General features: G+C 46.0%; 22 protein-coding genes. 10 read left to right on the forward strand and 12 right to left on the reverse strand.

What is annotated here, in order from left to right; genetic code table 11:
* Nucleotides 1–17: 17 nt before the first annotated feature.
* On the reverse strand, nucleotides 18–1046 hold the full coding sequence (locus SHAL_RS01380; RefSeq protein ID WP_041415788.1) for an AraC family transcriptional regulator: 1029 nt from the start codon (nucleotides 1044–1046) through the stop codon (nucleotides 18–20).
* 137 nt (nucleotides 1047–1183) lie between these two features.
* Between SHAL_RS01380 and SHAL_RS01385 the strand changes: the two genes are divergently transcribed.
* Nucleotides 1184–1531 carry an MFS transporter gene (locus SHAL_RS01385; protein ID WP_012275405.1) on the forward strand — a complete coding sequence of 116 codons (348 nt, stop codon included), beginning with the start codon at nucleotides 1184–1186 and terminating at the stop codon, nucleotides 1529–1531.
* Nucleotides 1524–2747 (forward strand): HlyD family secretion protein, encoded by a 1224-nt coding sequence (locus tag SHAL_RS01390; protein ID WP_012275406.1) that lies wholly within the window; start codon nucleotides 1524–1526, stop codon nucleotides 2745–2747. Before SHAL_RS01385 ends, SHAL_RS01390 begins: the two co-directional genes overlap by 8 nt.
* Before the next feature lie 84 nt (nucleotides 2748–2831).
* Here SHAL_RS01390 and SHAL_RS01395 read toward each other — a convergent pair whose 3' ends face one another.
* Complete coding sequence (locus SHAL_RS01395) at nucleotides 2832–4010, reverse strand: GGDEF domain-containing protein (RefSeq protein ID WP_012275407.1); 1179 nt, start codon at nucleotides 4008–4010, stop codon at nucleotides 2832–2834.
* Between the two features lie 165 nt (nucleotides 4011–4175).
* Here SHAL_RS01395 and SHAL_RS01400 point away from each other — a divergent pair, with 165 nt between their 5' ends.
* Nucleotides 4176–4958: a VOC family protein gene (locus tag SHAL_RS01400; protein ID WP_012275408.1), complete on the forward strand. Its 783-nt coding sequence runs from the start codon at nucleotides 4176–4178 to the stop codon at nucleotides 4956–4958.
* 73 nt (nucleotides 4959–5031) lie between these two features.
* Here SHAL_RS01400 and SHAL_RS01405 read toward each other — a convergent pair whose 3' ends face one another.
* The 6 genes from SHAL_RS01405 to SHAL_RS01425 all read right to left on the reverse strand — a co-directional run bounded on the left by SHAL_RS01405 (nucleotide 5032) and on the right by SHAL_RS01425 (nucleotide 12324).
* Nucleotides 5032–8169 (reverse strand): efflux RND transporter permease subunit, encoded by a 3138-nt coding sequence (locus tag SHAL_RS01405; RefSeq protein ID WP_012275409.1) that lies wholly within the window; start codon nucleotides 8167–8169, stop codon nucleotides 5032–5034.
* A gap of 12 nt (nucleotides 8170–8181) precedes the next feature.
* Complete coding sequence (locus SHAL_RS01410; RefSeq protein ID WP_012275410.1) at nucleotides 8182–9864, reverse strand: efflux RND transporter periplasmic adaptor subunit; 1683 nt, start codon at nucleotides 9862–9864, stop codon at nucleotides 8182–8184.
* Between the two features lie 24 nt (nucleotides 9865–9888).
* On the reverse strand, nucleotides 9889–10503 hold the full coding sequence (locus SHAL_RS01415; RefSeq protein WP_012275411.1) for a heavy metal-binding domain-containing protein: 615 nt from the start codon (nucleotides 10501–10503) through the stop codon (nucleotides 9889–9891).
* Between the two features lie 145 nt (nucleotides 10504–10648).
* The gene (locus tag SHAL_RS22470) at nucleotides 10649–11065 is read right to left on the reverse strand and encodes a hypothetical protein (protein WP_012275412.1); all 417 of its coding nucleotides are present in this window, start codon (nucleotides 11063–11065) and stop codon (nucleotides 10649–10651) included.
* Nucleotides 11066–11182: 117 nt separating this feature from the next.
* Nucleotides 11183–11602 (reverse strand): DUF2057 family protein, encoded by a 420-nt coding sequence (locus SHAL_RS01420; RefSeq protein ID WP_012275413.1) that lies wholly within the window; start codon nucleotides 11600–11602, stop codon nucleotides 11183–11185.
* A gap of 287 nt (nucleotides 11603–11889) precedes the next feature.
* Nucleotides 11890–12324 (reverse strand): hypothetical protein, encoded by a 435-nt coding sequence (locus SHAL_RS01425; protein ID WP_012275414.1) that lies wholly within the window; start codon nucleotides 12322–12324, stop codon nucleotides 11890–11892.
* A 391-nt stretch (nucleotides 12325–12715) separates the two neighbouring features.
* Between SHAL_RS01425 and SHAL_RS01430 the strand changes: the two genes are divergently transcribed.
* A complete protein-coding gene (locus SHAL_RS01430; RefSeq protein ID WP_012275415.1) occupies nucleotides 12716–13279 on the forward strand; it encodes a NapC/NirT family cytochrome c in 564 nt (187 codons plus the stop codon).
* 433 nt (nucleotides 13280–13712) lie between these two features.
* Here the strand turns inward: SHAL_RS01430 and SHAL_RS01435 are convergent, their stop codons facing one another.
* Together SHAL_RS01435 and rsmD are read right to left on the reverse strand one after the other, a co-directional pair.
* Nucleotides 13713–13997: a DUF1145 domain-containing protein gene (locus tag SHAL_RS01435; protein WP_012275416.1), complete on the reverse strand. Its 285-nt coding sequence runs from the start codon at nucleotides 13995–13997 to the stop codon at nucleotides 13713–13715.
* Complete coding sequence (gene rsmD, locus SHAL_RS01440) at nucleotides 13998–14618, reverse strand: 16S rRNA (guanine(966)-N(2))-methyltransferase RsmD (RefSeq protein ID WP_012275417.1); 621 nt, start codon at nucleotides 14616–14618, stop codon at nucleotides 13998–14000.
* Between the two features lie 225 nt (nucleotides 14619–14843).
* Here rsmD and ftsY point away from each other — a divergent pair, with 225 nt between their 5' ends.
* From ftsY to rpoH, 4 genes are all read left to right on the forward strand, one after another.
* Nucleotides 14844–16637 (forward strand): signal recognition particle-docking protein FtsY, encoded by a 1794-nt coding sequence (gene ftsY / locus SHAL_RS01445; protein WP_012275418.1) that lies wholly within the window; start codon nucleotides 14844–14846, stop codon nucleotides 16635–16637.
* 71 nt (nucleotides 16638–16708) lie between these two features.
* A complete protein-coding gene (gene ftsE / locus SHAL_RS01450; protein ID WP_012275419.1) occupies nucleotides 16709–17410 on the forward strand; it encodes a cell division ATP-binding protein FtsE in 702 nt (233 codons plus the stop codon).
* Entirely contained in the window at nucleotides 17410–18375 is a 966-nt protein-coding gene (gene ftsX, locus SHAL_RS01455; protein WP_012275420.1) for a permease-like cell division protein FtsX, read from the forward strand. The genes ftsE and ftsX overlap by 1 nt, the downstream gene beginning before the upstream one ends.
* 225 nt (nucleotides 18376–18600) lie before the next feature.
* A complete protein-coding gene (gene rpoH / locus SHAL_RS01460; protein WP_012275421.1) occupies nucleotides 18601–19458 on the forward strand; it encodes an RNA polymerase sigma factor RpoH in 858 nt (285 codons plus the stop codon).
* Between the two features lie 936 nt (nucleotides 19459–20394).
* Here rpoH and SHAL_RS01465 read toward each other — a convergent pair.
* Nucleotides 20395–20754, reverse strand: a complete 360-nt coding sequence (locus SHAL_RS01465; protein ID WP_012275422.1) for a nuclear transport factor 2 family protein — start codon at nucleotides 20752–20754, stop codon at nucleotides 20395–20397.
* A 380-nt stretch (nucleotides 20755–21134) separates the two neighbouring features.
* On the opposite strand from SHAL_RS01465, the gene SHAL_RS01470 reads away from it, so the two are divergent.
* Together SHAL_RS01470 and SHAL_RS01475 are read left to right on the forward strand one after the other, a co-directional pair.
* Nucleotides 21135–22925, forward strand: coding sequence for a S8 family peptidase (locus SHAL_RS01470; RefSeq protein ID WP_041415789.1), 1791 nt, complete (start codon nucleotides 21135–21137; stop codon nucleotides 22923–22925).
* A gap of 3 nt (nucleotides 22926–22928) precedes the next feature.
* On the forward strand, nucleotides 22929–23405 hold the full coding sequence (locus SHAL_RS01475; RefSeq protein ID WP_012275424.1) for a serine protease external chaperone: 477 nt from the start codon (nucleotides 22929–22931) through the stop codon (nucleotides 23403–23405).
* A gap of 994 nt (nucleotides 23406–24399) precedes the next feature.
* Here SHAL_RS01475 and menE read toward each other — a convergent pair.
* Nucleotides 24400–25920 (reverse strand): o-succinylbenzoate--CoA ligase, encoded by a 1521-nt coding sequence (gene menE / locus SHAL_RS01480; protein WP_150102045.1) that lies wholly within the window; start codon nucleotides 25918–25920, stop codon nucleotides 24400–24402.
* Nucleotides 25921–26017: the final 97 nt, after the last annotated feature.

Below are 26017 nucleotides of genomic sequence, written 5' to 3' on the forward strand. Positions count from 1 at the left end.
AATCAAAAAAAGCCTCTTTAAAGAGGCTTTTTGTTTTCTAGCTTGAGTTGACTTAAATACTGAGTCGGCGTTTGGCGGCGAAAACGGGCGAATGAGCGGCTAAAGCTGTGGGTATTAGCGTAACCTAGTCGACTGGCAATCTCTGCAATATCCATCCCTTCCAACATATATCTTATCGCTTGATTACACAGAATATAGCCAGATAGATAGGTAAAAGTGAAGCCTAACTTTTGCAGTCGCCTTTGCAGTTGTTGTCGAGAGATATTAAACAGCGCTGCGACGGTATCTACATTTGGCAAGCCGTAATAACGTGAGTAATTGACCATTTCGTAAAGCACTTTTGGGGTGTCGGTAGGTTGAGGCATATTTAAATACTTCTCAAGCTGAGATAGCGGAATTGACGCTGTAACAGGCTCAGGCATATAGCAGTAGTCATCAGTAGACATCAGTAGTTGATCAATGCCTAACCAGATCTCAGTTTGTGGGGCGTTCCAAGAAACAGGGCAGCCAAAGAGCTGTTCTGTTTCTTGTTGTTGGATCGGTGGGCCGCTAAGACGCACTTTACGCGGGCTATAGCTATCGCCAACGTAGTTTTTGATGGCATTAAACAGGGTAAAAGCAACCCGCAAAGAGTCATGAGCTCGTGCTTTATCCTTGACGAATGGATTGCTGTAACACCACTTTAAAATCTTCCCCGACTGCTGAGCATAGTAACAAGCCCCCGACTGAAAACAACACACGCCATGGTTGATACGCCTAAAGGATATGGCTAAATCTGGTGCTCGCAAAAACCAATTCCCGGGAACCTCTAACCCTTGTAAAGTCAGGTGCTGCTGAATTTTCACCATGAAATCGGCTTCACCAGTTAGCAACTCAATCTGTTCAAACCACTTAGACACTTCAGTGAAAGGGATCAACGTCATCCTATCTTGCAGTAGTAAGGCAGGGATGCCTAAATCTGCAGGCGTTACCCCATAATGAGCCTCAACCCCCTCTAATACCGGTGAAATATAGCAAGATCGAATAAAGGCAGTATTGAGCAACATAGTGAATATCCGCAACCGATAGTGACTCAATTGAATCATAAAGTATCGATAATTGATACATAAGTGTACTTCATCTTGTGGTGATGAAAATAAAAGGCAAACTGCGCAGCCAAAACACTTTTTTGAGGTTTTTATCTATGAGCTTGTTCAGCATGCCATTTGTTGATTCTGGAGTTGATACCGCGCTGCATAGTGTTGCTGCAGTGGTTATGGTGCTTACGGTTGCGGCTGCTGCATTTGGATTTTGGAAAATTCACGACATGCCAATTAATAAAGCACACAAGGAACAGCATCACCAAATAGGTTTGATTACTGCGCTGACTTGGATAGGTTTTATTTGGCACTGGGTATGGGTTATTGCGGTAATAGTTGCATTTGTCGATGGTGAAAAGGCCCTGCGCCGAATTAGAGATGTGTGGCGCGAAAATGAACCCGCTACAGAGCAAACAGATGTAACAGTCAAAGAGGAGCAAACGAATGCTTGAGGGGTTAGCGGTATGGGCACTGTTTATTTATCTACTGCGCTTAGTCGGTATGCCATGGAACACCTACAGTAAGGCTTTTGCTTACTTAGGTGGAACAGGTTGGTTAATGTTTGTCTGGGTGGGTTTACTCAACTATACCCCGATGGATCTCTCTGGCGGCTCTTTGGTGCAATCACCGCACATTCAGTTGCGTCCTGCTAATAGTCAGATTCGAGGGGCTGTCGACAACATCTACGTTCAGCCGAATCAGAAAGTAGAGGCGGGTCAGCTAGTTTATGACCTAGACGCTGAGCCTTATCAAATCGCTTTAAATAAAGCGTTAGTCGCAAAAGAAAGTGCCAATGTAGGGCTTTCTCTGGCGGCTGAAGATGTAAAGTTGGCATTAAAGCAACACGAGGTGGCCATTGCCGATGTGAGTATTACCAAGAATCAGCTCAATGCAGCCACTAAAGATCTGGCGTGGAAACAAAAAAACTTGGCGCGTTATATCGAGCAGAATCGTGTGGTACCAGATACGATAACGAAGAGTCAGCTCGATGAGCAACAAACAGCGGTAGACCTTGCTATGGCGCAGGTACAGACCTACTCAACCCAAATTGAAAAAGCGCAGATGGCAGAGCATACCGCGCTGCTTAATATTGAGAAATCACATCTTGCAGTGCAGAGCCGTCAGTCTGATCTGGATAGCGAGCATGAGAATGTGGCTCAGGCGCAGTGGAACTTGGATAACACTAAGATCTATGCTCCTGCCGATGGTTATGTGACTAATTTTATTATGCGTGAGGGGCAGTATATAGGCGTCGCCCCACGTATGCAGATGTACACCAATGAAAAGTATGTGTTGATGCGGGTAAACCATCAGGCTATTCGTAATGTTAAAGTGGGTCAACTCGCTGAATTTGCCTCCGCGGTTTATCCTGGAAAGGTATTTAGCGCCGAAGTCGAAGGCATAGTTGAAGCCACGGGAGAGGCGCAAGGGCGTTTGGTGGCTTTAGATGATAATGTTAGACAAACCACTGGGCAGAATATCAATAATAAGCACCATTTTGTCAGGCTAAAACTGACTGAAACGGGTGATTACGATATTCCTGTGGGCTCGGTTGGCCTTGCCTGGATCTCCGGTACCAAACCGATTGAGTTCTTAGCATTCTTAGATGTGATCCGCGGTATCGTGATCAGAATGAAGTCGCAAATCTACTACTTCTACTCCATCTAATCTAGTCTCACTAAGATAACCCCAAGCCTATAAAGCTTTGGGTTATCTTAATCTAATCTCTTATTCAGTTTGCTTGTTTTTAGCTTAGGCAAAAACACAGTTTCGACCGTTATTCTTAGCTTTGTATAACGCCTCATCAGCGCGTTTTAATGTTTTTTCAAATGTGGTCTCACCATGCTGTTCGGCGACACCAATTGAAATGGTGATATTTAGCGCCTGGTTCGCCTTATGCTTGCTGTTCCTATCTAATTTACTCCTACTTTTTCGCCCCTGCTCGCGTAGTACAATATCGTAGTGACTGATTTTATGCCTTAATTCCTCTAGGTGAGGTAGCACTCGTTCAATATTTTTATTTTCAAACACAATGGTAAATTCCTCACCGCCGTAGCGAAAGACTTGTCCACCGCCTTTTACTTTACTGAGTTTTTTTGCCACTAAGCGCAGTACTTGATCACCCACATCGTGGCCATAGGTGTCGTTAAATTTTTTGAAATGATCGATATCAATCATGGCGAGGCTGTAATGGTTATTGAGTGATAACGCCATGGTATTTAAGGCGCGTCGGGAGGATAGTCCGGTTAACTCATCTTTATAGGCGAGATCATAGAGCGCGAAAAGCATAGAGAATAAGTACGCAGTTGCCAGCATCGATAGCAAGATGGCAAGTGGCATTTCTTTGGGAAGGTAGTGATGAAATAGCCAGATAAACTGTGTCAGCGCAATAGTTGAGTTAGTTCCGGATGCGTGCAAAACAGTATAGATGCTAATCACTATGCATGAGATCCCGACGGGAATATACAGGGAGGCAACCAAGTTAAGCATACTGGGTAATTGAGTAATGTTAAATGATGCTAGTCCAGAGGCACTGGCCTTCCAGACAAAGGCTAGCGCAAAGCAAAGGGAGATCCCAAGTAATACCTTAAAAAAATGGATAGAAAATGGACTTCTATCCTTGCTGATAGCAAAAAAGGTGATGATTAGGGTACCAGCAAGAAAGACTTGATCCTGGTCTAATGCAGCAAGCGGAGCGACTTGCCTAAGATAGTAATAAAGCAGCAACAATAGCGAGAGGTAGCTAATGCGGCCACAGTTAAATTGCAGAGCCAGCAGTGTAGAAAGCGCTAGCAAGTAGTAGGGGAGTTCGTGAAAACTCGGTAGCCACTCCTGCCATGTTGCCGTTAGCTGCTGGAGCGCGGCGATACCAATGAACGTAAGAACAATTGGGGCAAAGAGATAACGTAGGCTTCGCTCTAATACTGGCACTCCCAATCCTCCTTGATAACGGCTAGATCTAGATTATAGCTCATTATCAATAGCCGAGCTTTGTTGTCCTCCCCCATGAAATTAATGCTAGGTCATCGTTGATAGTTGGACAGGCTGGCTATATCGGTCTTAACTCAAAGGGTTGAGTTAAAAAGGATAGAAGTAATGAACGTTGACCAGTATTTTCAAGGCCAGCCCTGTTGGGTCGAGTTAGCCTGTTTGGATATCAATAGTTGTAAGTCGTTTTATAGCGCTCTATTTGGCTGGGAAATTATCGATATGCCCGTTCCACAAGGCACCTATAGCATGCTTGCTATCGATGGTGATGATATAGGTGCAATGTACCAGTTGCCCGAAGAGATGGTGGCTAACGGTGATACGACACAATGGACGGTATACTTTGCGGTTGAAAATCTCGACTCCACCCTAGTCGATGTCGCAGGGGCGGGGGGAACCTTGATTATTGGGCCGCATGATGTGGGTGAGGCTGGGCGTATGGCAATCATTCAAGATCCCGAAGGTGCAAGGTTTGCTCTGTGGCAAGCTAAAAACCATATCGGTGCTAAGCGTGCGGCAGAGCCTAACACCTTGTGCTGGGTAGAGCTTGCTTGTCGCGATCCTGAGCTGGCTAAAAAGTTTTATCCGCATGTGCTTAGCTGGGGCTCAAGAGCGACAAATATGCAAGGTATGGACTACACCGAGTGGCAAGTCGGTGCTCAGGATGTCGGTGGTATGTTGGTGATGACAGAAGAGTGGGGCGACATGCCGGCGCATTGGATGCTGTACTTTACGGTTGAGAGCTGCGATGACAAAGCTGTGCAAGTGGAGCAACTTGGTGGCACAGTGTGTGTGCCTCCAACAGATATTCCCAACGTGGGTCGCTTTGCGGTGATAAACGATCCCGATGGTGGTTTGTTTTCGGTTATAGAGCTACGAATGGGAAATTAGACGCAACGCCAGAAGCGCAATAGGGTAGCAATATTGCTACCCTATCTATTTGTGACATTATGACGCGCTAGAGCTACTCCCTGTTTAAGGATCTGCCATAGATCAGCAGGTAGATCGCTGGGATCACAAACAGCGACAGCAGCGGTGCGGTGACCATGCCACCGACCATAGGCGCGGCAATCTTTTGCATCACTTCATTACCCGTACCACTGCCCCACATGATAGGTAATAAGCCAAAGAAGATGGTGGCTACCGTCATGGCTTTAGGACGAATACGCATAACCGCGCCGTGAATAAGCGCTTCGCTTAAGTCGCTGCGCTTGTTATATAGCCCTGCGAGCTTTCGGTCCCTAATACTGTTGTTCAAATAAACTTGCATGACTACGCCAAACTCGGCGGCAACACCGGCAAGCGCGATCATCCCCACCGATACCGCTACGGAGAAGTCGAAGTTTAAAAAGTACAGTAACCAAGCGCTACCCACGAGTGAGAAGGGTAGGCTTAGCATGATCACCGAAGCCTGAATAAATGAGCTAAATGTCATCATCAATAACATGAAAATGACCGCTAGCATTAACGGTACAACCAGCTGCATCTTGGCTTCTACGCGCTGCATATACTCATATTGCCCTGCAAAGCTATAGCTGTAACGCGGTGGCAAGGCGATCTGCTCATCTAGTGCTGCTCTTGCGGTAGTGATGTACTCGCCGATAGAGATATCTTTCAGATCGACAAATACCCAGCTAATTAAGCGGCCATTTTCGCTGGCAAGCATTGGTGCGCCGTCACTAATAGTGATGCTAGCAAGATTACCCAAAGGCAGGTATTTTCCTGTCTTAGTGAGTACAGGCAGGTCTTCGAGCTTTTCAATACTATCGCGTAACTCCCTTGGGTAGCGGATATTGATAGGATAGCGCTCTTGGCCTTGAATCGATTTTCCTACCTGCATGCCGCCAATCGCCATCTGCACCACGTCTTGAATGTCTTTGAGCGTCATTCCGTAACGGGCGGCATTTTTTAGGTTGGGCTCAATATCTATATAGCGGCCACCACTGGTTCGTTGGGCAAATGCTGATGTCGTTCCGGGTAACTTACTGACAACCGCTTCTATCTCGGTACCAATGCGTTGTAGCTCCTCGATATCAGCCCCAGATATTTTGATGCCTACAGGGGTTCTGACACCCGTTGAAAGCATATCGATACGGGTCTTGATCGGCTGCACCCAAGCATTGGTCATCCCCGGCACTTTTACGGTTTTTTGCAGTTCGGCGATAATGCCTTCCAGTGTCATGCCTTCACGCCAAGTATCTCTCGGGTTAAGCATGATAGTGGTCTCTAACATGGTTAATGGCGCTGGATCCGTTGCGGTCATAGCGCGACCGACCTTACCAAATACCCGTTTAACTTCTGGGATGGTTTTTATCAGTCTGTCGGTTTGCTGCAAGATTTCCGCCGCTTTACCAGCACTGACACTTGGGAGTGTCGTTGGCATATAGAGCAGATCACCCTCTTCAAGCTCAGGCATAAACTCGCTACCAATGTTTGTCATCGGATATACGGCGCTTGCTAAGGTGAGCATCGCTAGCAAAATGGTTGTTTTTGGAAAGCGTAATACTAGACGAAGTGTGGGTTCGTATATCGCAATTAAAAACCGGCTAATCGGGTTTTTACGCTCATCGGGGATCTTACCGCGAACGAAATAGCCCATTAATACTGGAATTAAGGTGATCGCCAATATCGCACTCGCCGCCATGGCAAAGGTTTTGGTATAGGCTAGTGGATGGAACAGGCGCCCCTCTTGCGCTTCTAAGGCAAACACGGGTACGAAGCTTAGAGTGATAATCAGCAAGCTGAAAAACAGCGCTGGCCCAACCTCTACCGAGGCCTTGCGCACCAACTCCCAATGCGCTTCACCCGTAGGTGTGGCGCCATCATGCTGTTCTCGGTAGTGCTCTAGGTGTTTATGGGTGTTTTCGACCATCACAATGGCAGCATCCACAACGGCACCAATGGCGATGGCAATACCGCCTAGACTCATGATATTAGCGTTTACCCCAATTATATTCATCACGATAAAGCTGATTAGAATCGATATTGGCAGTGAGATGATCGCAACTAATGTCGAGCGGGCATGCAGCAAGAAGATTAGGCAGATCACCCCGACCACAAGCATCTCTTCCAGCACTTTATGAGTGAGGTTATCTACCGAGTTGAGAATGAGTTCAGAGCGATCGTAAGTGATCACTAACTCAACCCCATCGGGTAGGCCATTTTCAACCTCTTTGAGCTTGTCTTTAACATTATTGATGGTTGCGAGGGCGTTTTCGCCATAACGCATGACAACAATGCCACCCACGACTTCGCCTTCACCGTTAAGTTCGGCAATGCCGCGACGGGCTGCAGGGCCCGTACGCAACTGCGCCACATCTTTCATCAGTACAGGGGTACCTGATTCAGACACTATTCCTAGTGGGATCTCCTCAAAATCGGCCAAGGTTTGGCGATAGCCTGACGAGGTGATCATGTATTCGGCTTCAGCCATTTCGATAACGGAGCCGCCAGTAGAGCTATTGGAGTTATCTAAGGCATTTTTTACCGTCATCAGATCAATTTGATATAGGGCTAATTTATGTGGGTCGACGATGATCTGATAGGACTGCTCCATGCCGCCAATGGTGGCCACTTCAGATACGCCAGCCACACTCTGTAGCTCTAGTTTTAAAAACCAGTCTTGTAAAGAGCGCAGCTGAGCTAAGTCGTGCTGTCCTTTACGGTCGACTAAGGCGTATTGAAACACCCAGCCGACACCCGAAGCATCGGGCCCTAAAGTTGGCGTAACGTTATCGGGCAGCTGTCCTTGAGTCTGTGACAGATACTCTAATACTCGAGATCGCGCCCAATAGATGTCGGTACCATCTTCAAAAATGATATAGACATAGGAGTCTCCAAACATAGAGAAGCCGCGAACCGTTTTCGCGCCCGGTACCGCCAGCATAGCTGTCGATAATGGGTAGGTGATCTGATCTTCAACGAGCTGCGGCGCTTGCCCCGGGTAAGATGTTTTTACGATAACCTGCACATCAGACAAGTCTGGTAGTGCATCCAGTGGTGTTATGCGCATCGCTTGATAACCGATTAAGGCAATCACCGCAGTAAGTACTAACACCATCGCCCGCTGTTTAATCGAGGCGCTGATAATTCTTTCTAACATGACTGCCTCCGATTAATGGTTTGCGTGTGGATCGCTAGCTGCGCTGCTATTGCTGTTACTGCCACTGTTACTGCCACTTAAGCGCTGTAAGCTACCTTGAATACTGGCTTCTGAATCCAGTAAGAACTGACCAGAGACAATCACTTTATCGCCGACCTGAAGGCCTTCAATAATTTCAGCCTTACCTTGGGCAATCATACCCACTTTGACCGGAACAGAAGCAAAGCGGTTATCGTCACGTTGTACTACGACACGATTTTCGCGGCCAGTGAGGATCAGCGCTTCAGTTGGAATCGATAGCACTTCCTGCTTCGGACCTCCGAACAGTTTTACATCGACTAAGGTGCCGGGCTTGAGAAGCTTATCGGGATTGTCTAGCTTGATCCTGACTCGCATTGCGCGCGATACGGGATCCAGTTCTGGATAGATATAGTCAATGCTTGACTCGATATCGAAAAGCCCTTGAGCGGCAGAAGTCACCTCCACAGGGCGACCTTGCTCTAGCCAGCTCTGCTCATTCTCAAACACATCGGCGATGACCCAGACACTGCTTAAGTCAACAATCTCAAATAGGGTATCGCCAGGTTGTACATACATGCCATGACGCACAGTTAATTTACTGATAAAACCGTCTTGCTCTGCATAAAATGGCACGCGATAAATGGTTTTTCCAGTGCGTTCCAACTGTTTAATCGTGTCAGAGCTAACCCCTAATAACTCAAGGCGTAAACGCGCCTTGCGAAGCAACGCTTGGCCGCGATCTTTATCTTGCTTAAGGTAGTCCATCGCTTGCATGTAATCGTCTTGAGCATTGATGAGCTCTGGTGAATAAAGCTCATAAAGTAATTGCCCCTTCTTTACTCGCTGGCCGACGTTATGCACCTTTAAGGTTTCTATCCAACCGTTAACGCGTGTGTGGCTGTGACCTATGGCATTCTCGTTGTACTCTACCGTGCCGATAGTTTTGACCAGCTTCCATAGGGTGCCTTGTGTAACCTCTTCACTGCGCATGCCGAGCGCTTGCTGCATTCCGCCAGAAACACCGACGACAACCTCTTCGCCGACACCACCGATAGTGACTTTTTCCAGATCCATGCCGCATATTGGACAGGTGCCAGGTACATCAGAGACAACATGAGGGTGCATCGGGCAAACATACTTGATGTTGCCGTCACCGTTACTCTGTGCAGCAGGTATAAGAGTAGGCTTGGGCTTACTTAAGATCTTATCAGCTGCAGTTTTATTGGTCTGCTGTTGAGAGTTCTTGTGTTGTTTATCAGCGTGGTTATGACCAACATGCTCATCAGGGAGAGTTTCCTCTTCTTCCTCTTTTACGAGGAACATCTTACATTCTGGACAGCGACCGGGCTCATGACTGGTCACTTCAGGGTGCATGGGGCAGTAGTAGTTTTCGACTATAGCGGCTGCTTCAGAAGTACTACTATTAGCTTCGTCTTTCACGAGGAACATCTTACATTCTGGACAGCGACCGGGCTCATGGCTGGTCACCTCAGGGTGCATGGGGCAGTAGTACTCAGACTCATGTTGACTTGATTCATGCTGGTGAGCTTGAGCCTGTTTACTGTTAGTTGTTTCAGTTGTTTGGCTGAACCCCATTAGCGGGGTAGATGCCATCACTAAACTCAGTGCACAAACTGTAGTTTGTCGCATTTTTTTTGATATAAAAAAACTCATAATGCCTTATCTCCACCCTAAATATTAGTGATGCATGTGATCAGATTTAGTCGCTTTATCGCCTGTCGCGATAGGTTCTAAGTCCATACCACATTTAGGGCAGCTATCGCCTGCTTGACCTGTAATAGCTGGGTTCATTGGGCATGCATGGGTATGCTTGCTCATATGCTTGTGGTGCTTGTTAGCTTTATTAGGGCACGACTCTTTGTTAGGGCAAGAGTCACAGTTTTTAGCGTTATCGGTTTTTGCGATAGGTTCTAGGTCCATGCCGCACTTAGGGCAGCTCTCGCCTGCTTTGCCAGTAATAGCCGGGTTCATAGGGCATGCATGGGTATGCTTGCTCATATGTTGGTGGTGCTTGTTAGCTTTATTAGGGCACGACTCTTTATTGGGGCAAGAATCACAGTTTTTAGCGTGGCCTTTAGTCGCAGTTTTAGCTGCTTCTAAGTCCATGCCGCATTTAGGGCAAGAATCACCTTTAACGCCAGTTACTTCAGGGTGCATAGGGCAAGCATAATCTTGGCTTTGTACAGCATGCTGGCTTTTATGGGCACCATTATGGTGCTCATTTGCTGTTGCTGTACCCGTCCAAGACAGAAATAACAGGGCAGATAAGGCTAAACTTATAAGGGTTTTCATAACTCAACTCCATCGTATAGATGGCCGAATGCCTGTGCTTAGCATAAGCAACAGAACAATTAACGGCTAAAATAATTGCTGATTAAGATTAATAACGGTTTTTTATTTGCGAACAGATAGTCGCAACGAGACGGTGAGTCTCTGTTTAAGCTATTGGAGGTCTTAAATCTTGTGGCAATGAAATAGAGTGGAAATGAGGCATTGGAGTGGCCATTGCAATTTCGGAAGCGTTGAACCCTGACCAAGGTGATACGCTAAACAGGGTACCTGTTACTGAAATAACCAAGCAATGGTTGCAGTCACTCTGGCATGATCCGTTGCCGTTGCAGCAATGCTTAGAGTCGCCGGGAAGCATTTGCATTTGCTCGTCAGAATCGCAGCAATGAGTGTCTTCCGCCATTTGAACTTGATGACATCCAGTTCCGTCTTGCATGCTCATCATTGTCATTTCATCAGCCAAAGCACTGGGTACCATCAGCGATCCATTAGATAGCACTAACTGACTCAACAAAGCGAGTAGCGTAAAGGCTAGTAATGTATGACGACGGATTATGCTAAGCATGATGTTTCCAAATAATAAGCAGTATTTAGTCTACCATAGGAATTAAACGGCACATTGATAAACTTCACAAATTCATCTGCTCAATGTGCCAAACCTATAAATAATTTGACTAATATATTACTGTTTTGACAGTAGTAATTTTGTCATCAGTTGTCCATGGGTCATAAGGCTAACCTGTTTCTCGCTACCCATACCATCGTTAAGCTTAATGGTAGGGTTATCGATAAATTGGTAAGCATCCTCTTCAGACAAGATGCTCGGTGTGAACGCCTTATAGTTAGCGGCTGTTTCGAGGTCAATATAGAGGTAAAGCGGTTCTGATCTCACCCAGTTCGAATCTTCTGCATTGCTTTCAAATAGATCTCGATACTGTAGCTCAATCAAGTTTTGTCCCTCATCGAGCTGCAAGTACTGGCTATTAACCTTGCTTAATCCGTTAACGGCTAATACTTCAATCGACTCAGGAAAGGACACCGAAGCGGCAGAAGAGGTAAAGCTAAATAATGATAATGCGATTACGCTGATAAACTTTTTCATAATAAACTCCAAATAAAATTAAATGGTTATTAATGCGAATATCTCTTTGGCTATTGAGTGCCTCTGCAAACGATGCAGAGAGGTAATTTCTTTAGGCTCTGCTGAGCTATGTGAAAAGTCATTACCGCTTTAGCGTCAAAATGATGTGAGACAGTTCGCTACTGGCCACTATCAAATGATATGTGAAACTATAGGGCGCAATATGTATGTAAAGTTAAGTACTTATGTTATTATTGAGTTCAAACTCATATCCAAGACTAAGTACTAAATTTGAGTTGAGATGAAGCTTAAAGGCTGATGGGAGGAGGGTTGACCGAGGAGAGTTCAGCGGTCTGCAAAGACCAAAAAATCGTTTGTAGACTGGCGATTGAACTTTGAGCGGTAAGCGGTAATTGCTCTTGCTCCACAATGCCGGGAGCCGAGACGCAGCTGGAGACGCAGTCACTGGCGCCTAGCATCTCACATAGGGCGTCACAATCGATGTTAACCAAGGTCAAGTTTAGTACTTTTGATGCGCAGTTCATCTGTGAGTCGGCGATATCGGAGAGCGTATTGCTTTCAGTTATCAAGGGGGGAGTGGATACGAGCGAGGATTGTGACTCGATATGTTGGTAAGTATGAGAGCTGGCATGCAAATATTTAGGCATAGCCATCGCTGGAGACAGAATAAACTGTCCAACCAGTACGATGAAAAATGCTAAATATGCTATTTGCTTACGCATGCCTAACCTTAAAGTTGTGTCACAAAGTTGATGTAATTTAAAAGACCTCTCTTTTAGTGAAAAAGTTTCAAAAATTTAGAATTTTTTTGATTTTAAGTGTGTGTGCCGCTTCACTTTTACATCTAAAAGAATTTCAAAGAAAATAATTTAAACCACACATGTATCAAGTTGATAGGTTGTTAATCTTGTTATAATCAAGGCCTTAACGTAGCTTTAGTAATGATGCATGTAATATAAGCCGGTCCCAACTCAAAAATGAGAGTTAGAGCCATGTCTCATTTTGCACTTTTAGTTCCAGAACAATGAGTAGGATTTAGTTTATACTGCGTGACATAAATAGAGATGAAGTTAACTTACATCGATATAAAAATTAAATACTTGGAGAAGAGTGATGAACTGGCGAGCACTATTTAAACCTAGCGCAAAATATTCGATTCTGGCATTACTAGTTGTCGGTATCGTTGTCGGTGTTGTTGGCTACTTTGCTACACAGCAAACTTTACACGCTACGAGTACAGATGAGTTCTGTATGAGCTGTCACAGCAACCACTCATTGAAAGATGAAGTGCTAGCTTCACCTCATGGCGGTAATAGCTTTGGTGTTACGGTACAATGTCAAGATTGTCACCTTCCACACAACCCAGTTAAATACCTAATTAAGAAGATCGTTGTATCTAAAGATCTATACGGCTACTTAACTATCGACGGTTTCAACACTCAAGAGTGGTTGGATGCAAACCGTAAAGAGCAAGCCGATCTAGCGCTTAAGTATTTCAAAGGTAATGACTCTGCTAACTGTAGACACTGCCACACTCGTATCTACGAGAACCAGCCTGAGTCTATGAAGAAGATGGCGAAGAGAATGCACGCTAACAACTTCAAGAAAGCTGAAGACAAGCGTAAGACTTGTGTAGACTGTCACAAAGGTGTTGCTCACGTTTATCCTAAGGGATAATACGCAAGCTCCTTTAGAATTAGTCCAGACCGTTAAGTCTGCAGGTTAATCGTGAAAAGCCCCTTAATTGGGGCTTTTTTGTTTTTAAATTAAGGCGATGAAAGTCGGATAAGGCTGGGATGATAAAAGCCGGATAGGGCTGAGACGGTGAAAGCCGGGTAAAGCTAAGAAGGAAAAGCAAGGCGCTAGGAAAGGCGAAGAAAGGTTCTAGGTCCTAGGAAAAGCTAAGACGGAAAAGCATATTTTTCAGTAGGTCGGGCTTTAGCCCGTAAGGCTTTTTCTTTTCCTAGCAGGGCGTAGCCCGTCCTCGCAGCGAAGCGTCCTAGGATCTAGTCCCTAAAAAAGCTGCAATCTGGTGTCATTGCAGCTTTTTCGTAAGCGAAGCGCTCGTCTTTGCTTTTTCGTTTTAGTACTGTCTTGGCTTGTCCGGTCTTTAACCGTTTTGAACCTGCTTATCCATTACCTGCTTGCGATATTGCAGTAGGCTGAATACGCCGAAAAGGAATACCTGCAGGTAATCTGATTTTTTCAGTGGCAGCAGGGGCTTAAACATAGTGTGGAAGATAAGCGTCTGAAAGCAGTGCATAAAAATAGTCATTGCAAACAGGATGTTGAGGATCACCGCAATATTGCCTGCAAAAGGCGAAACTAAATTATATAGCATCATTAACCAAGCGAATGCGGTAACAATTTTACCTAGAACTAGCATAGCTTTCATTTAATTGGTTTCCTCGGTGTCACATGTCGTTTCATCGAGCGCAGACTCGGCTGAATATTGATATAAACGGTAGATCACTTGGCCAGCCTTTTTCTCTTTAAGCAAACTCCAGCTCCCTGGCACGGTTAGCATCGCGATTTCACTCTCGGTTTCTACGTAGATAAGCGCATCGTCGTTAAGCCATTGGTGCTGATCGATAAGGCTAATGCTTTTCTCGGCTAGTGACTTTCTAAAAGGTGGGTCGATAAAGACCAGATCGAAGCCTTCGCTGGGCTTATTAGCCAGCAGAGCTAGGCTGTCACCCTTGATCACATCGGCGTTATCGCACTTTAGCGTGGCTAAGTTAGCTACCAACTGCTTAGCGGCTTGGACTTGTAGCTCAAATATCTTGGCGTAACTGGCATATCGTGACAGTGACTCAAGACTTAACGCTCCGCTACCGGCAAAGCAGTCGAGTACGCGAGCACCGCGAATGTCATTGGCAACCCAGTTGAACAGAGTCTCTCTGACACGGTCTGTGGTTGGGCGCAGCCCTTCAAGGTCGTGAATGGGCAGCTTTCGAGAGCGCCACTGGCCTGAAATAATCCTAACTTGACCGCTAGAAGGTCTTTTTTTGACCATGGTGTCCTCGTGATTTTGCCTAATGAAAGAAAGTGGTAGACTATGGCGTCTGAATTTAGGTCGTTATTTTATATCAAAGCACAGCTAAAAGGTAAAAAGCAGTCGTTAGAATCCGTCAGAATGGCGTTTTCGCTGTTTTTATCAGCGTAATTTGAGCTGGTTTTTGATATAACGTCCTCCACCCTAATGCATTTATGTACAGCTATTTGAGCACCGGTATAACACATGGCAAAGAAAGGTTTTTTTTCCTGGTTCCGCAAGGATAAATCTAACGAAGAAGCGCAGGCTGTAGAAGCGGCGAAATTAGAAGCTGAAAAGCTTGAATTAGAAGAAGCTGAAAAGCTTGAACTTGAAAGAGCTGAAGCTGAGCGTCTCGCTGCCGAGCAGGCCGAAACGGAAAGGCTTGCAGAAGAAGCACGCCTAGCTGTGGAGCAGGCTGAAGCCGAGCGTATTGAATCGGAACGTGTAGAAGCTGAGCGCCATGCGGCAGAGCAGGCTGAAGCCCAAAGAGTTGCAGAAGAGACGGCAGCTGAACAGGCTCGTTTAGCAGCAGAGCTGGCGGCTCAAGCAGAAACTCAAAGAATCGAAGCTGAGCGTCTTGAATCTGAAAGAGAGGCAGCAGAGCAAGCTGAAGGCCAAAGAATTGAAGCTGCGCGTCTTGAGTCTGAAAGAGTGATAGCCGAGCAGGCTGAGGCTCAAAGAGTTGCGACTGAGCAAGCGTCTCAAGCGGAAGCTGCACGCATTGAAGCAGAACGCATTGAAGCTGCGCGTATTGAGTCTGAAAGAGTGGTGGCCGAGCAGGCTGAATCAGCACGTATCGCAGCTGAACAAGCTGAAGCCCAAAGAATTGAAGCTACACGCATTGAAGCAGCACGCATTGAAGCTGAACGCATTGAAGCTGCACGCATTGAAGCTGCACGCATTGAAGCTGCACGCATTGAAGCAGAACGCATTGAAGCCGAGCGCATTGAAGCCGAGCGTATTGAAGCTGAGCGTATTGAAGCTGAAGCTGCAGACCAAGCCGCACAACTAGAAGCGGCAGAGGAGCAGCAACCAGAACCACAGGCTAAGCCGGTTAAAGAGGGTCTATTTGCTCGTCTTAAGCGCGGCCTTAAGCGTACCAGTGAGAGTATCGGTAGCGGCTTTATTGGTTTGTTTAGTGGTAAGAAGATCGATGACGATCTGTTCGAAGAGTTAGAAGAACAGTTATTGATTGCCGATGTGGGCGTGGAAACGACTACGCGCTTGATTAAGAATTTAACCGAGCAGGCTAGCCGTAAGCAGCTAAAAGATGGCGAAGCGCTATATGAGTTACTGCGTGAGGAGATGCAAAAGACGCTAGAACCGGTTTCTGTGCCATTAGTGCCAGAAAATGCCGATGGCCCATTTGTGATCTTAATGGTTGGCGTCAATGGCGTAGGTAAAACCACCACCATAGGTAAGCTTGCTAAGCAGTATCAGGCACAAGGTAAGTCTGTGATGTTAGCGGCGGGTGACACATTCCGTGCAGCTGCCGTCGAGCAGTTACAAGTTTGGGGTCAGCGTAATAACATTCCTGTTATCGCCCAGCATACCGGTGCCGACAGTGCATCGGTGTTGTTTGACGCACTGCAAGCCGCTCGTGCTCGTAAGGTCGATGTGTTGATCGCCGACACCGCGGGTCGTTTGCAGAACAAGGCGCACTTGATGGACGAACTGAAGAAAGTCGTTCGAGTGATGAAGAAACAAGATGAAACAGCGCCACATGAGGTGATGCTAACCTTAGATGCGAGCACGGGTCAGAACGCGATTAGTCAGGCGCAGCTGTTCCAAGAGGCTGTTGGCGTAACTGGTATTACTATCAGTAAGCTAGACGGCACCGCAAAAGGTGGGGTTATCTTTGCTATCGCCGATAAGTTTGGCATTCCAATTCGCCATATTGGTGTGGGTGAGCAGATCGACGATCTACGAACCTTCGATGCTAAAGACTTTATTGAAGCCTTGTTTAGTCAGACAAAAGACGACAAAGACGCTAAATAGCGTTAGCTTAAAGAAGATAATCTAAGCAGCATACTCGATGCGATATCGCCAACTAACAAGAAATCTAATTAATGATTCGATTTGAGCAGGTAAGTAAAGTCTATCCCGGCGGGCAAAAAGCCCTGTCGGATGTGAGTTTCCATCTAAAGCGTGGTGAGATGGCCTTTTTAACTGGCCACTCTGGCGCAGGTAAGAGTACGCTGCTCAAGCTGATCACCGTTATCGAAAGGGCTAACGGCGGTCGGGTTTCTATTAATGGCCATGATATCGCCAAGGTGACTCGCTCGCAGGTGCCTTATCTGCGTCGTGATATCGGTATGATTTTCCAAAACCACCATCTATTGATGAACAAGAGCGTGTTCGATAACGTCGCTTTGCCTTTGATTATTGAAGGCTTCTCTATTGGTGAAATTCGTAAGCGTGTTGCTGGTGCCCTCGATATGGTGGGCTTGTATGGCAAAGAGCGCCATAACCCAGTTATGTTGTCTGGTGGCGAGCAGCAACGTGTGGGTATTGCTCGCGCGATTGTGAACAAGCCGCCACTGCTACTTGCCGATGAACCAACGGGTAACCTAGATCCTAAGTTATCGATGGATATCCTGCGCTTGTTTGAAACCTTCAACGATGCAGGTACTACAGTACTTATCGCAACCCATGATCTCGGTTTAATTGCACGGATGAAATACCGTACGCTCACGCTCAAGCAAGGGCGGGTGTTAGGTGCAGAAGAGCTAAATGCTCACGATCACTTTGGCAGAGCTGAGGATAAATAATGAGTCAGCAACCTCAGCTTAATCGAAGCAAACTGCCATTTTCTGGCAGAATTGTGATGTTCTTTATCCGCCATATTCAACATGCTATGGCTAGCCTTGGTGAGTTATGGCGTAACCCCATTTCATCCATTATGACGATGGCAGTACTTGGTGTTAGCTTAAGTTTACCCGCCGCTTTGCAGGTATTAGTTAAAAACGCAGAGACCATTACCGAATCTTGGAATAGCGCTGCGGAGATATCGCTGTTTATCGATGAAGGCCGCAGCGAGACGGTGATCCAAAGCTTGATCACCCGCCTTAAGGTCTACCCAGAAGTCAGTGACGTGAACTATATCGATCGTGATCAGGCACTAGAAGAGTTTCAGCGGTTATCGGGTTTTGGTGAGGCACTCTCCTATCTGGACTCTAATCCTCTACCTGCGGTAGTTATGGTGACGCCAAGCCTTAAATATTCAAGCCCAGCAGGAGCGAGAGAGTTACTGCGTAAGCTTGAGCAAGAGCCTGAGGTGAGTTTTGGTCGATTAGATATTGAGTGGCTAGAGCGTCTGCAGGCGGTGGTTAAGTTATTGGAGCGAACAGTGCTCGCAATTGCAGCGTTACTCGTATTAGCAGTGGTACTGGTGATAGGCAATACCATACGTTTAGCGATAATGAACCGTCGCAGCGAAATTGAAGTCATGAAACTGGTTGGTGCCACAGAAGCCTTTATTCAGCGCCCTTTTCTTTATACCGGGATCTGGTATGGGGTTATTGGGGGGATCTTAGCCTGGGTGATCATTAACTTATTAGTTTGGTATTTGGACTCTGCACTAGTGGAATTATTAGGCTTATATGGTAGTACACTGCATCTGGAGTCTCTTACCTTTGGAGAGTTAGGGCAGTTAGTCCTGCTAGCTTCGTTTTTAGGCTGGTTAGGCTCCTATCTTTCTGTACGTCAGCATTTGAGAGCGATAGAGCCGTCTTAAGTATTAGTGAACAACGCTTAAAAGATGAACTTTTTTTCATTTGCGTTGCTAATGACTCGGTGTAAGATTCTATCCGGCTATAATGAGTATTGACTCATATTAGATAAAGCGGATGGTTGACATATTTTGTCAATTAGTCGATAGTTCACAGTCCATTTCAGCAATGAGTGGATCCGCAAGTAGATTTTTAGCTAGACCTTTTGTAAGAAAGTAGTAGGAGCGTAAATGACAGTTCAAACGCAAACAATGGCACTGATGGTTCCTCAGAGTAGTGGAAGCCTCGAGTCTTATGTTCATTCAGCACACAACATTCCGATGTTGGAAGCCGATACAGAATATGAGCTAGCGAAGCGTCTACAGGAGACCGGTGACCTACAGGCTGCGAAACAGTTGATTATGTCGCACCTGCGTTTCGTAGTGCATGTTGCAAAGGGTTATTCTGGTTATGGTTTACCGCAAGCTGACTTAATTCAAGAAGGTAATATCGGCCTGATGAAAGCGGTTAAGCGTTTCGACCCTGATGTGGGCGTGCGCTTGGTATCGTTTGCCGTGCATTGGATTAAAGCTGAAATTCATGAGTATGTGCTTAAAAACTGGCGCATCGTAAAAGTTGCCACCACCAAAGCGCAGCGCAAGTTATTCTTCAATCTTCGTAAAGCTAAAAAGCGCTTAGGTTGGTTTAGCGATAGTGAAGTGGGAATGGTGGCCGACAGTTTAGGGGTGTCGAAAGCCGATGTGACCGAGATGGAATCACGTATGGCAGCGCAAGATCCAGCATTTGATCTTGCTAGCGACAATGATGACGAGCATGATTATGCACCTATGCATTATCTTGAAGATCATTCATCAGACTTAGCTTCTCAAGTTGAAAGTGACAACTGGGAACAGAATAATCAAGCGCGTTTGCTATCGGCCATCAAGACTCTTGATGAGCGTAGCCAACATATCCTTAAGGCGCGCTGGTTAGATGAAGATAAGACCACATTGCAAGATTTAGCATCGACCTATCAAGTGTCTGCTGAACGTATTCGACAGTTGGAAAAGAATGCGATGAGTAAGCTGAAAGGGTGTATGGAGGTTTAACTCCACTAAGCCGCTTCACTAGTTTTAGCGATAATTGAAACCTGCTTACCCAAGCAGGTTTTTTTATGTCTGGAACATTTATGCCAAAAGCCCATGGATGGGCAGCTTTTAGCTTTATGTCTGAAACATTTATGCCTAGAGTTTACCTAGGCATGTAGGTAATTCTGTATCAATCAAACTTCGTTTGATAAAAGTCGTGGCCAAGCCACATATCAGGCTACGCCTGATCTCTAAGTTAGACTGCGTCTAACAACTAACGTCGTGGCGCTTCGCCCACACCCAAGCCAAGGGGGAAAGCGCTTGTCCCCCTTAGCGAACCCTCAGCCCCCAGACGAAGTTGTCTCCCTCGTACTTATTCGAAATAACCTAACGCTTCCGATGGGGCATCCTGCCCCGCGAAAGCTATGACCACATCCGTGTGGGCATCACGGTTATTTCTTCAACGTACTTCGGCAACTTCGATGGGGAATTGGTGTTTTCTGTGAGTTGATTAGCGACTGGTAGACTTGTGCTTTTCTGTGATGAACACTGAAACCTAGTGATTGTGCCTTTCTAACTCAGTGTAGATACAGCTTAGGCCTTTGATGGCATGGTGAGAGATAACGAAGTTATCAAGCTCTCGAACGAGAGGTAGGGACACCTAACTGGCTTTTAAAAAGGGATGTTGTTTGCCATTGTAGAGCTGACAGGGCCCTTTCTTTTATAAAGTGTCGCAGCGTGTCACGGAAGTGCCTGCATATACGATCGCTCTTTCACATCTGACCCATAGGGCTATGGGGAATGTCATTGTGATGTAGGGAACAGTATTGACCATGCGATCACGACATTCGCACATCCGTGTGCAGCGCTGATTATAGGTCATTGAAACCATCACCATAAAAAGTGACATGTCATCCTTTGAGAGCCTGAATTACACCACTTATGTTTTTTGTGAGATCACAAAGCAGCCTTCCATTGCTCAGTATCTACAAACCATCTTTCCTCATAAATTTTTCCGTCAACAAACTTAAATAATACTGAAAATTGAGAGCCAGAGACTTTCTCAGACTTCCAAGCAACAATCGAGACGACTTCATTGTCACCTTCAATTTGGCGCAGGTCTGTTATTTCAAAACCTAGTGGGAGGAGATCCCCAAGACTGTCCAAGGCTGAGCGGAACGCAGTTCGTCCCTCTAAAATATCTGTTTGCCCCGGCATGATGAAGACCATCTCCTCGACATAATCAGCGACTAGCTTGTCAAAATCTCCAGCAGCTACGGCTTCCCAACCTCTCTGTACGGTATCAGCTAAACTCATTGCTCTTATCCTCATAATTGATTATTCGCTCTTGGAGCCATCGAACGATTTACTCTTAGGTGTGTGTGGTTTTTTTGAACAGTTTAATTATAGGAGATACCCACTAGTTAGCTTAACTAAGCCGCCGCGTAGCAGAAAAGATAAAACCGTAGATGTCGGTATTTTTGTTAAGCATAAAATCATCTCGCTCTTTAGCTTAAGGCTTGTATCAATTTATTTACGGTTTCGCCTCCTTTTAACTGCTTATCCTGCTCTTCTGATAGTGATACAAATTGAAAAAAAATAAATTGTGTGTATTTTGTTAAATCCGCCCTTGATTTAACGTTTTATTAACGTTCGATGGTGGCTAGGGATAACTAATAAAAATGAAAGGAAACAATATGACGCTTAAATTATCTAAGTGTAGCTTGGCGCTTTTGCCGCTGATGCTATCTACAGTCAGTTATGCAGGAGAATCCGACCCCCTGTATAAACACCAATGGCATTTGAAAAATACCGGCCAAGCCGCCTTCTCAGAAAATGGGGGCAAGGCTGGCAATGATTTAAAAACCAAACAAGCGCATAAAAAGGGGGCCCTTGGGCAGGGGGTTCAAATTTCTGTTGTAGACACGGGTCTGCAGATTGATCATATCGACTTGGCCGACAATGTTGTACCGGGCTCTATGGATTTGATCACAGGCAGTGATTATCCAGAAGATACACACGGCCATGGTACTGCTGTCGGGGGGATTATTGCTGCGGTAGGGTTTAACGGGGAGGGCGTTAGAGGCATTGCTCCGAAAGCGGGTATTAATGGTTTCAATTTTCTTTTCGAACAGAGCATGAACTCTTGGTTGCTTTCTCACGGGTATGGAGAGGGAACTGAAAATACCGAACTATTTAATCAAAGCTATGGTTCACAAGCGTTATTCATTCCTCAATTTGATCTTGAAAACGATCCCCAACTGGCTATCGAAAATGCAGTGATGGAGGATGTCGCCAGTAATAGCAATAATGGTCGCGGCGCTGCATTTGTATCTTCTGCTGGTAACTCTTATAACTATTATGGGTACGCAGGATATTATTTTTTACCCGCCGATTACTTCGATGTTGAAGCGAGTAACCATGGTCTACCTATGCAAAATAGTAATATGACCAATAGTAAAGCGACTCACTGGAGCACAACGGTGAGTGCCATTAACGCAAATGGTGAACGCTCTAGCTACTCGACTGTGGGTGCCAACGTATTTATGGCGGCTACAGGGGGAGAGTATGGTTCTGAGACGCCTGCTATGGTGACGACCGATCTGATGGGCTGTGATAGTGGTTTTAATGATAGCACTGGTTTAGGTAAAAACGGTCTTCATGGGGGGACTGCTGATGACCCTAATTGTAATTATACCAGTGTGATGAATGGTACATCATCTGCTGCACCGAGTATGGTGGGGGCGATCGCGGCTGTTATGTCAGCTAACCCTCAGTTAACGACTCGTGATGCAAAGCATGTATTAGCGCTAACGGCTAAAAAGACCGATCCTAACAATAAAGGGGTAACGTTAACCTTTACTGATATTAACGGAAATCTAGTTGAATACCCTGCAATTGATGGTTGGCAGAAAAATGATGCAGGTTTTGATTATCACCTGTTTTACGGTTTAGGCCGTCCTAATGTTAGCAAGGCGGTTCAGCTTGTAAGGCATGAGTCTGAAGACGATTTAGAAGATATCAAGCTACCGCCTCAGTTAGTGAGTCAATGGCATGCTAAAGCTGTCAATGTAGAAGTGCCAGACGTCGATCCAAACGGCGGAACAGCTTCTCTGGAAATTGATTTAGATGATTTTGTTATTGAGGGCGTTGAAGTCTTAGTGACCATAGATCATCCAAGAGTGACGGATTTAGCGATTGAACTTATCTCTCCTGAAGGTACCCGTAGTGTGTTAATGACCCCAAGAAATGGTATGTACGGTCAAGCTTTTGGTGGTGATGCTTACGTGAATAAGCTGTTATCTTCAACGCATTTCTATGGTGAAGAGGCTGAAGGAGATTGGACCTTGAAAGTGGTTGATACCGGTGGTGAAGGTGATGGTGAGTTTATTTGGTATCCAGTAGAAAATGTCACTCAAGCTAACAATGTTAGCCCAGGTATTATACAGAATTGGTCAGTACGCTTTATTGGTCACGAGGAGGACTAAACAATGAAAAAAACAATAATGTTAATGGCAATCTTCGCCATCTCCAGTCAAGCCTTCGCGTCAGTGACGAAAGAGTTACCTATTGTGGTAACACAAGACTACTCCACTATTGGCACTGTGTATCTGCAGGGTGAAAAGTTCCAAAAAGTCGTTAAAGATGAGGCTAAAGGTGGGCCTGCTATGATGCAACGTGCCTTTGGGCCCGTTGAATTATTTGCAGGTGACATGATTAAAGGCGGCCAAGTTTCAAAAGTAGCAACCTTAAATGGCAAGTTCTTTCTATCACTTAAAAATGAAGCAGATATAGAGGCTATCGCAAAAAGCCATGGGCTTGGAGTCGAGTTTACCAAGGGTAAGCTTGCCATACTTAAAGCACCTCAAGATATGGAGCTGTCAGCTTTACTCGATATCCTGTCAAATGATGCGAGAGTATCAATGGTGAATTTAGAACAAATCACCAATGAGATGGCACCTGAGTAATTCCTCTCATCGTTGTTAGAGTTTAACGAACGCCAATGCTCGTATTGTTTTTACAGTGCGAGCATTTTTATTTCCCGATCTTCTGCTCGACTTGTTAAATGTCAGTTATATCAGGCTGCACCTGAGCTTTAAGTTAGACTGCGTCTAACAAGTGTTAGCAATCAAGCTTCGCTTGATAAAGGTCGTGGTGCTTCGCCCCGCATGGGTAATGCATCAGGCTGCGCCTGACCAACGTCGTAGGATTCCATCCCACACCCGGGCAAGGAGGACTGCTCGTCCTTATCCTCCTTGCATCCACCATGACGCCCCGACGAAGTTACATGCATTAGATACGAGCCTCATACTCCAATAAAAATTGCCTAACGGCTCAGATGGGACATCCATGTCCCCCCGAGCCTGAACCATCATCCATGATGGTTCCACGGCACTATTTTAGATAAAGAGCCATCTGCGTACTTCGGCAACTTCGATGGGGAATTGGTGTTTCCTGTGAGTTAGGTGACGATTGTTAGTTTTGCATGTCTATAAAAGGCGAGATTAGAAGCTTAGGTGATAGTGCTTTTCTAACCCGGTGTAGATGCGGCTTAGGCCTTTGATGGCATGGTGAGAGATAACGAAGTTATCAAGCTCTCGAACGAGAGGTAGGGACACCGAACTGGCTTTTAAAAAGGGATGTTGTTTGCCATCGTAGAGCTTACAGGGAAGTACTTGTAACGTGCCTAAGAAGTGTCTACACATATGCCTGCTGCAGGCAATTAGCTGCATCTGATGGAGGCCGTGACTAATGACGACATTAGATACTGAAATAGAAACAGTTAAGCAGCTGTGATTGTTGGAGTTAGGCTATGTGTAACAAGTGTCAGAGAGTACGCCGGCCGCAGGCCATTGGAACCACTGTAGCCCGAGGTTTCCTCTCTGCAGAGGAATGACACTTTACGATCTTTATTAAGCAGAGCTTGATTGAAGCGTCAAAAGTTGACTGAAATTCAACTCACTATTTCGCGAGATTAACTGCTGCAATCACTTGTTTGCGGATAACCTTAATCCCAGCACTGCTAACCTCTGGCCAAGGGTAATAACGCCTTGGTCGCTTGAAACGGGCGATTTTGCTCGCTAGAAATGCAGTTAACTCGGCTTCCGAGGGCAACTGCTCTTGGTCATTACTGGTACCACTCACCAGTTTTAGAATGGCCGCTGGCAGATTGCCAAACTTGGCATCAATGATGGGGAAAACGATGGCATCGCTGATTAACGGGTGCAACTTTAATGCGGCTTCTATCTCTTCTGGTTGGATGTTCTCGCCGCCGCTGATGAACATGTTATCGGCTCGACCGTCGATGCATAGATTGCCGTTATCATCAAAGTGGCCTAAATCTTTGGTGTAGAACCAGCCGTCTTTATCAATGGGCTGATTAAAACCCTCTGCGGTTAAATAGCCAAGAAACAGACAGTCACCTTTTACCCATATTTCACTCTCGATAATCTTCAACTCGCGTCCCGATAACAGCTTGCCGCTTGAGCCATCAGTGCAGGCGATGCCTGTGGTGATCTGCGATCCCATCTCTGTCATGCCATAGCTGGTGTAGGCCTTGATATTGCGCTTAGCTAATTCGGTTAGCAGGTCGGCTGAGATTGCGCCGCCGCCCAGTAACATGGCTTTGACTTGGCTTAAGCAGTCGCTTTTGGCATTGTTTTCGCTATCGCCATTTATATTGAGCAGTTGCTGTAACTGGGCGCTTACCAAGGACAGATGAGTGACTCTATCTCGGGTTAGCTGCTCTGCCAGCGATAGACTCTTGTCTTCAAATACTACACAGGCGCCAGCGAGGGCACAGCGGTTTAAAATGGCGAGTCCGCCGATATGAAACAGCGGCAGTGACAGTAACCAGCTATCTTCAGCTGCTAACTTTATTAACTCACTCGAGCCTGCGGCGCTGGCGATATGGTTTGCTAGGCTATGGGCCGCCGCTTTGGGTGTGCCGCTGCTGCCGGAGGTGAGAATGGCGTTGACGGCGATGTGTGGCTCAAGTACTGGCGCTGGCTCGACTGTTAGTTGCGCTTTCTCGCTTGTTAGTTGCGCTTTCTCGCTTGTTTGCTGCGCTTGCAAACTCGGATTAAAGACTAGTGAGATAGCTTTTAGCTGTGGCTGACGGTTGAGCGTATCAATAAGGCTGGAGTCAGATTGTTGTGAGGCTTCTAGCCAGTAGTGGTGATAATTATGGCTCTGCATCAACTCAACCACTTGATTAGCGGTAAAGCGCGGCGAGATGGGGCAAAAGATGATACCGCTGTCGACACAGGCCCAGTACAGCTGCAATAGCTGCGGACAGTTATGCGCGATACAAGCCAAGCGGTCTCCGCGTTTTAGGCCCATGGCTGATAACTGCTCGGCCAAAGCGATAGCACTTTGGCTGAGAGCGCCGTAGCTAACACTTTGCCCCATCAATCGATAGGCAACGCTCGTGCTGCTGCGCAGTGCGACTCGATGGATGGGGGAGAGCGTTTTAGTTTGCATGCAGAGATCCATTATTGAAGTTATCTGACTGATTAGGGTATCGCCACCTAGGCTATTACGACTCTAGTCTTATGTTAGCCACATCTAGTCTAATCTA

This window comes from Shewanella halifaxensis HAW-EB4, assembly GCF_000019185.1.
Lineage (GTDB): Bacteria > Pseudomonadota > Gammaproteobacteria > Enterobacterales > Shewanellaceae > Shewanella > Shewanella halifaxensis.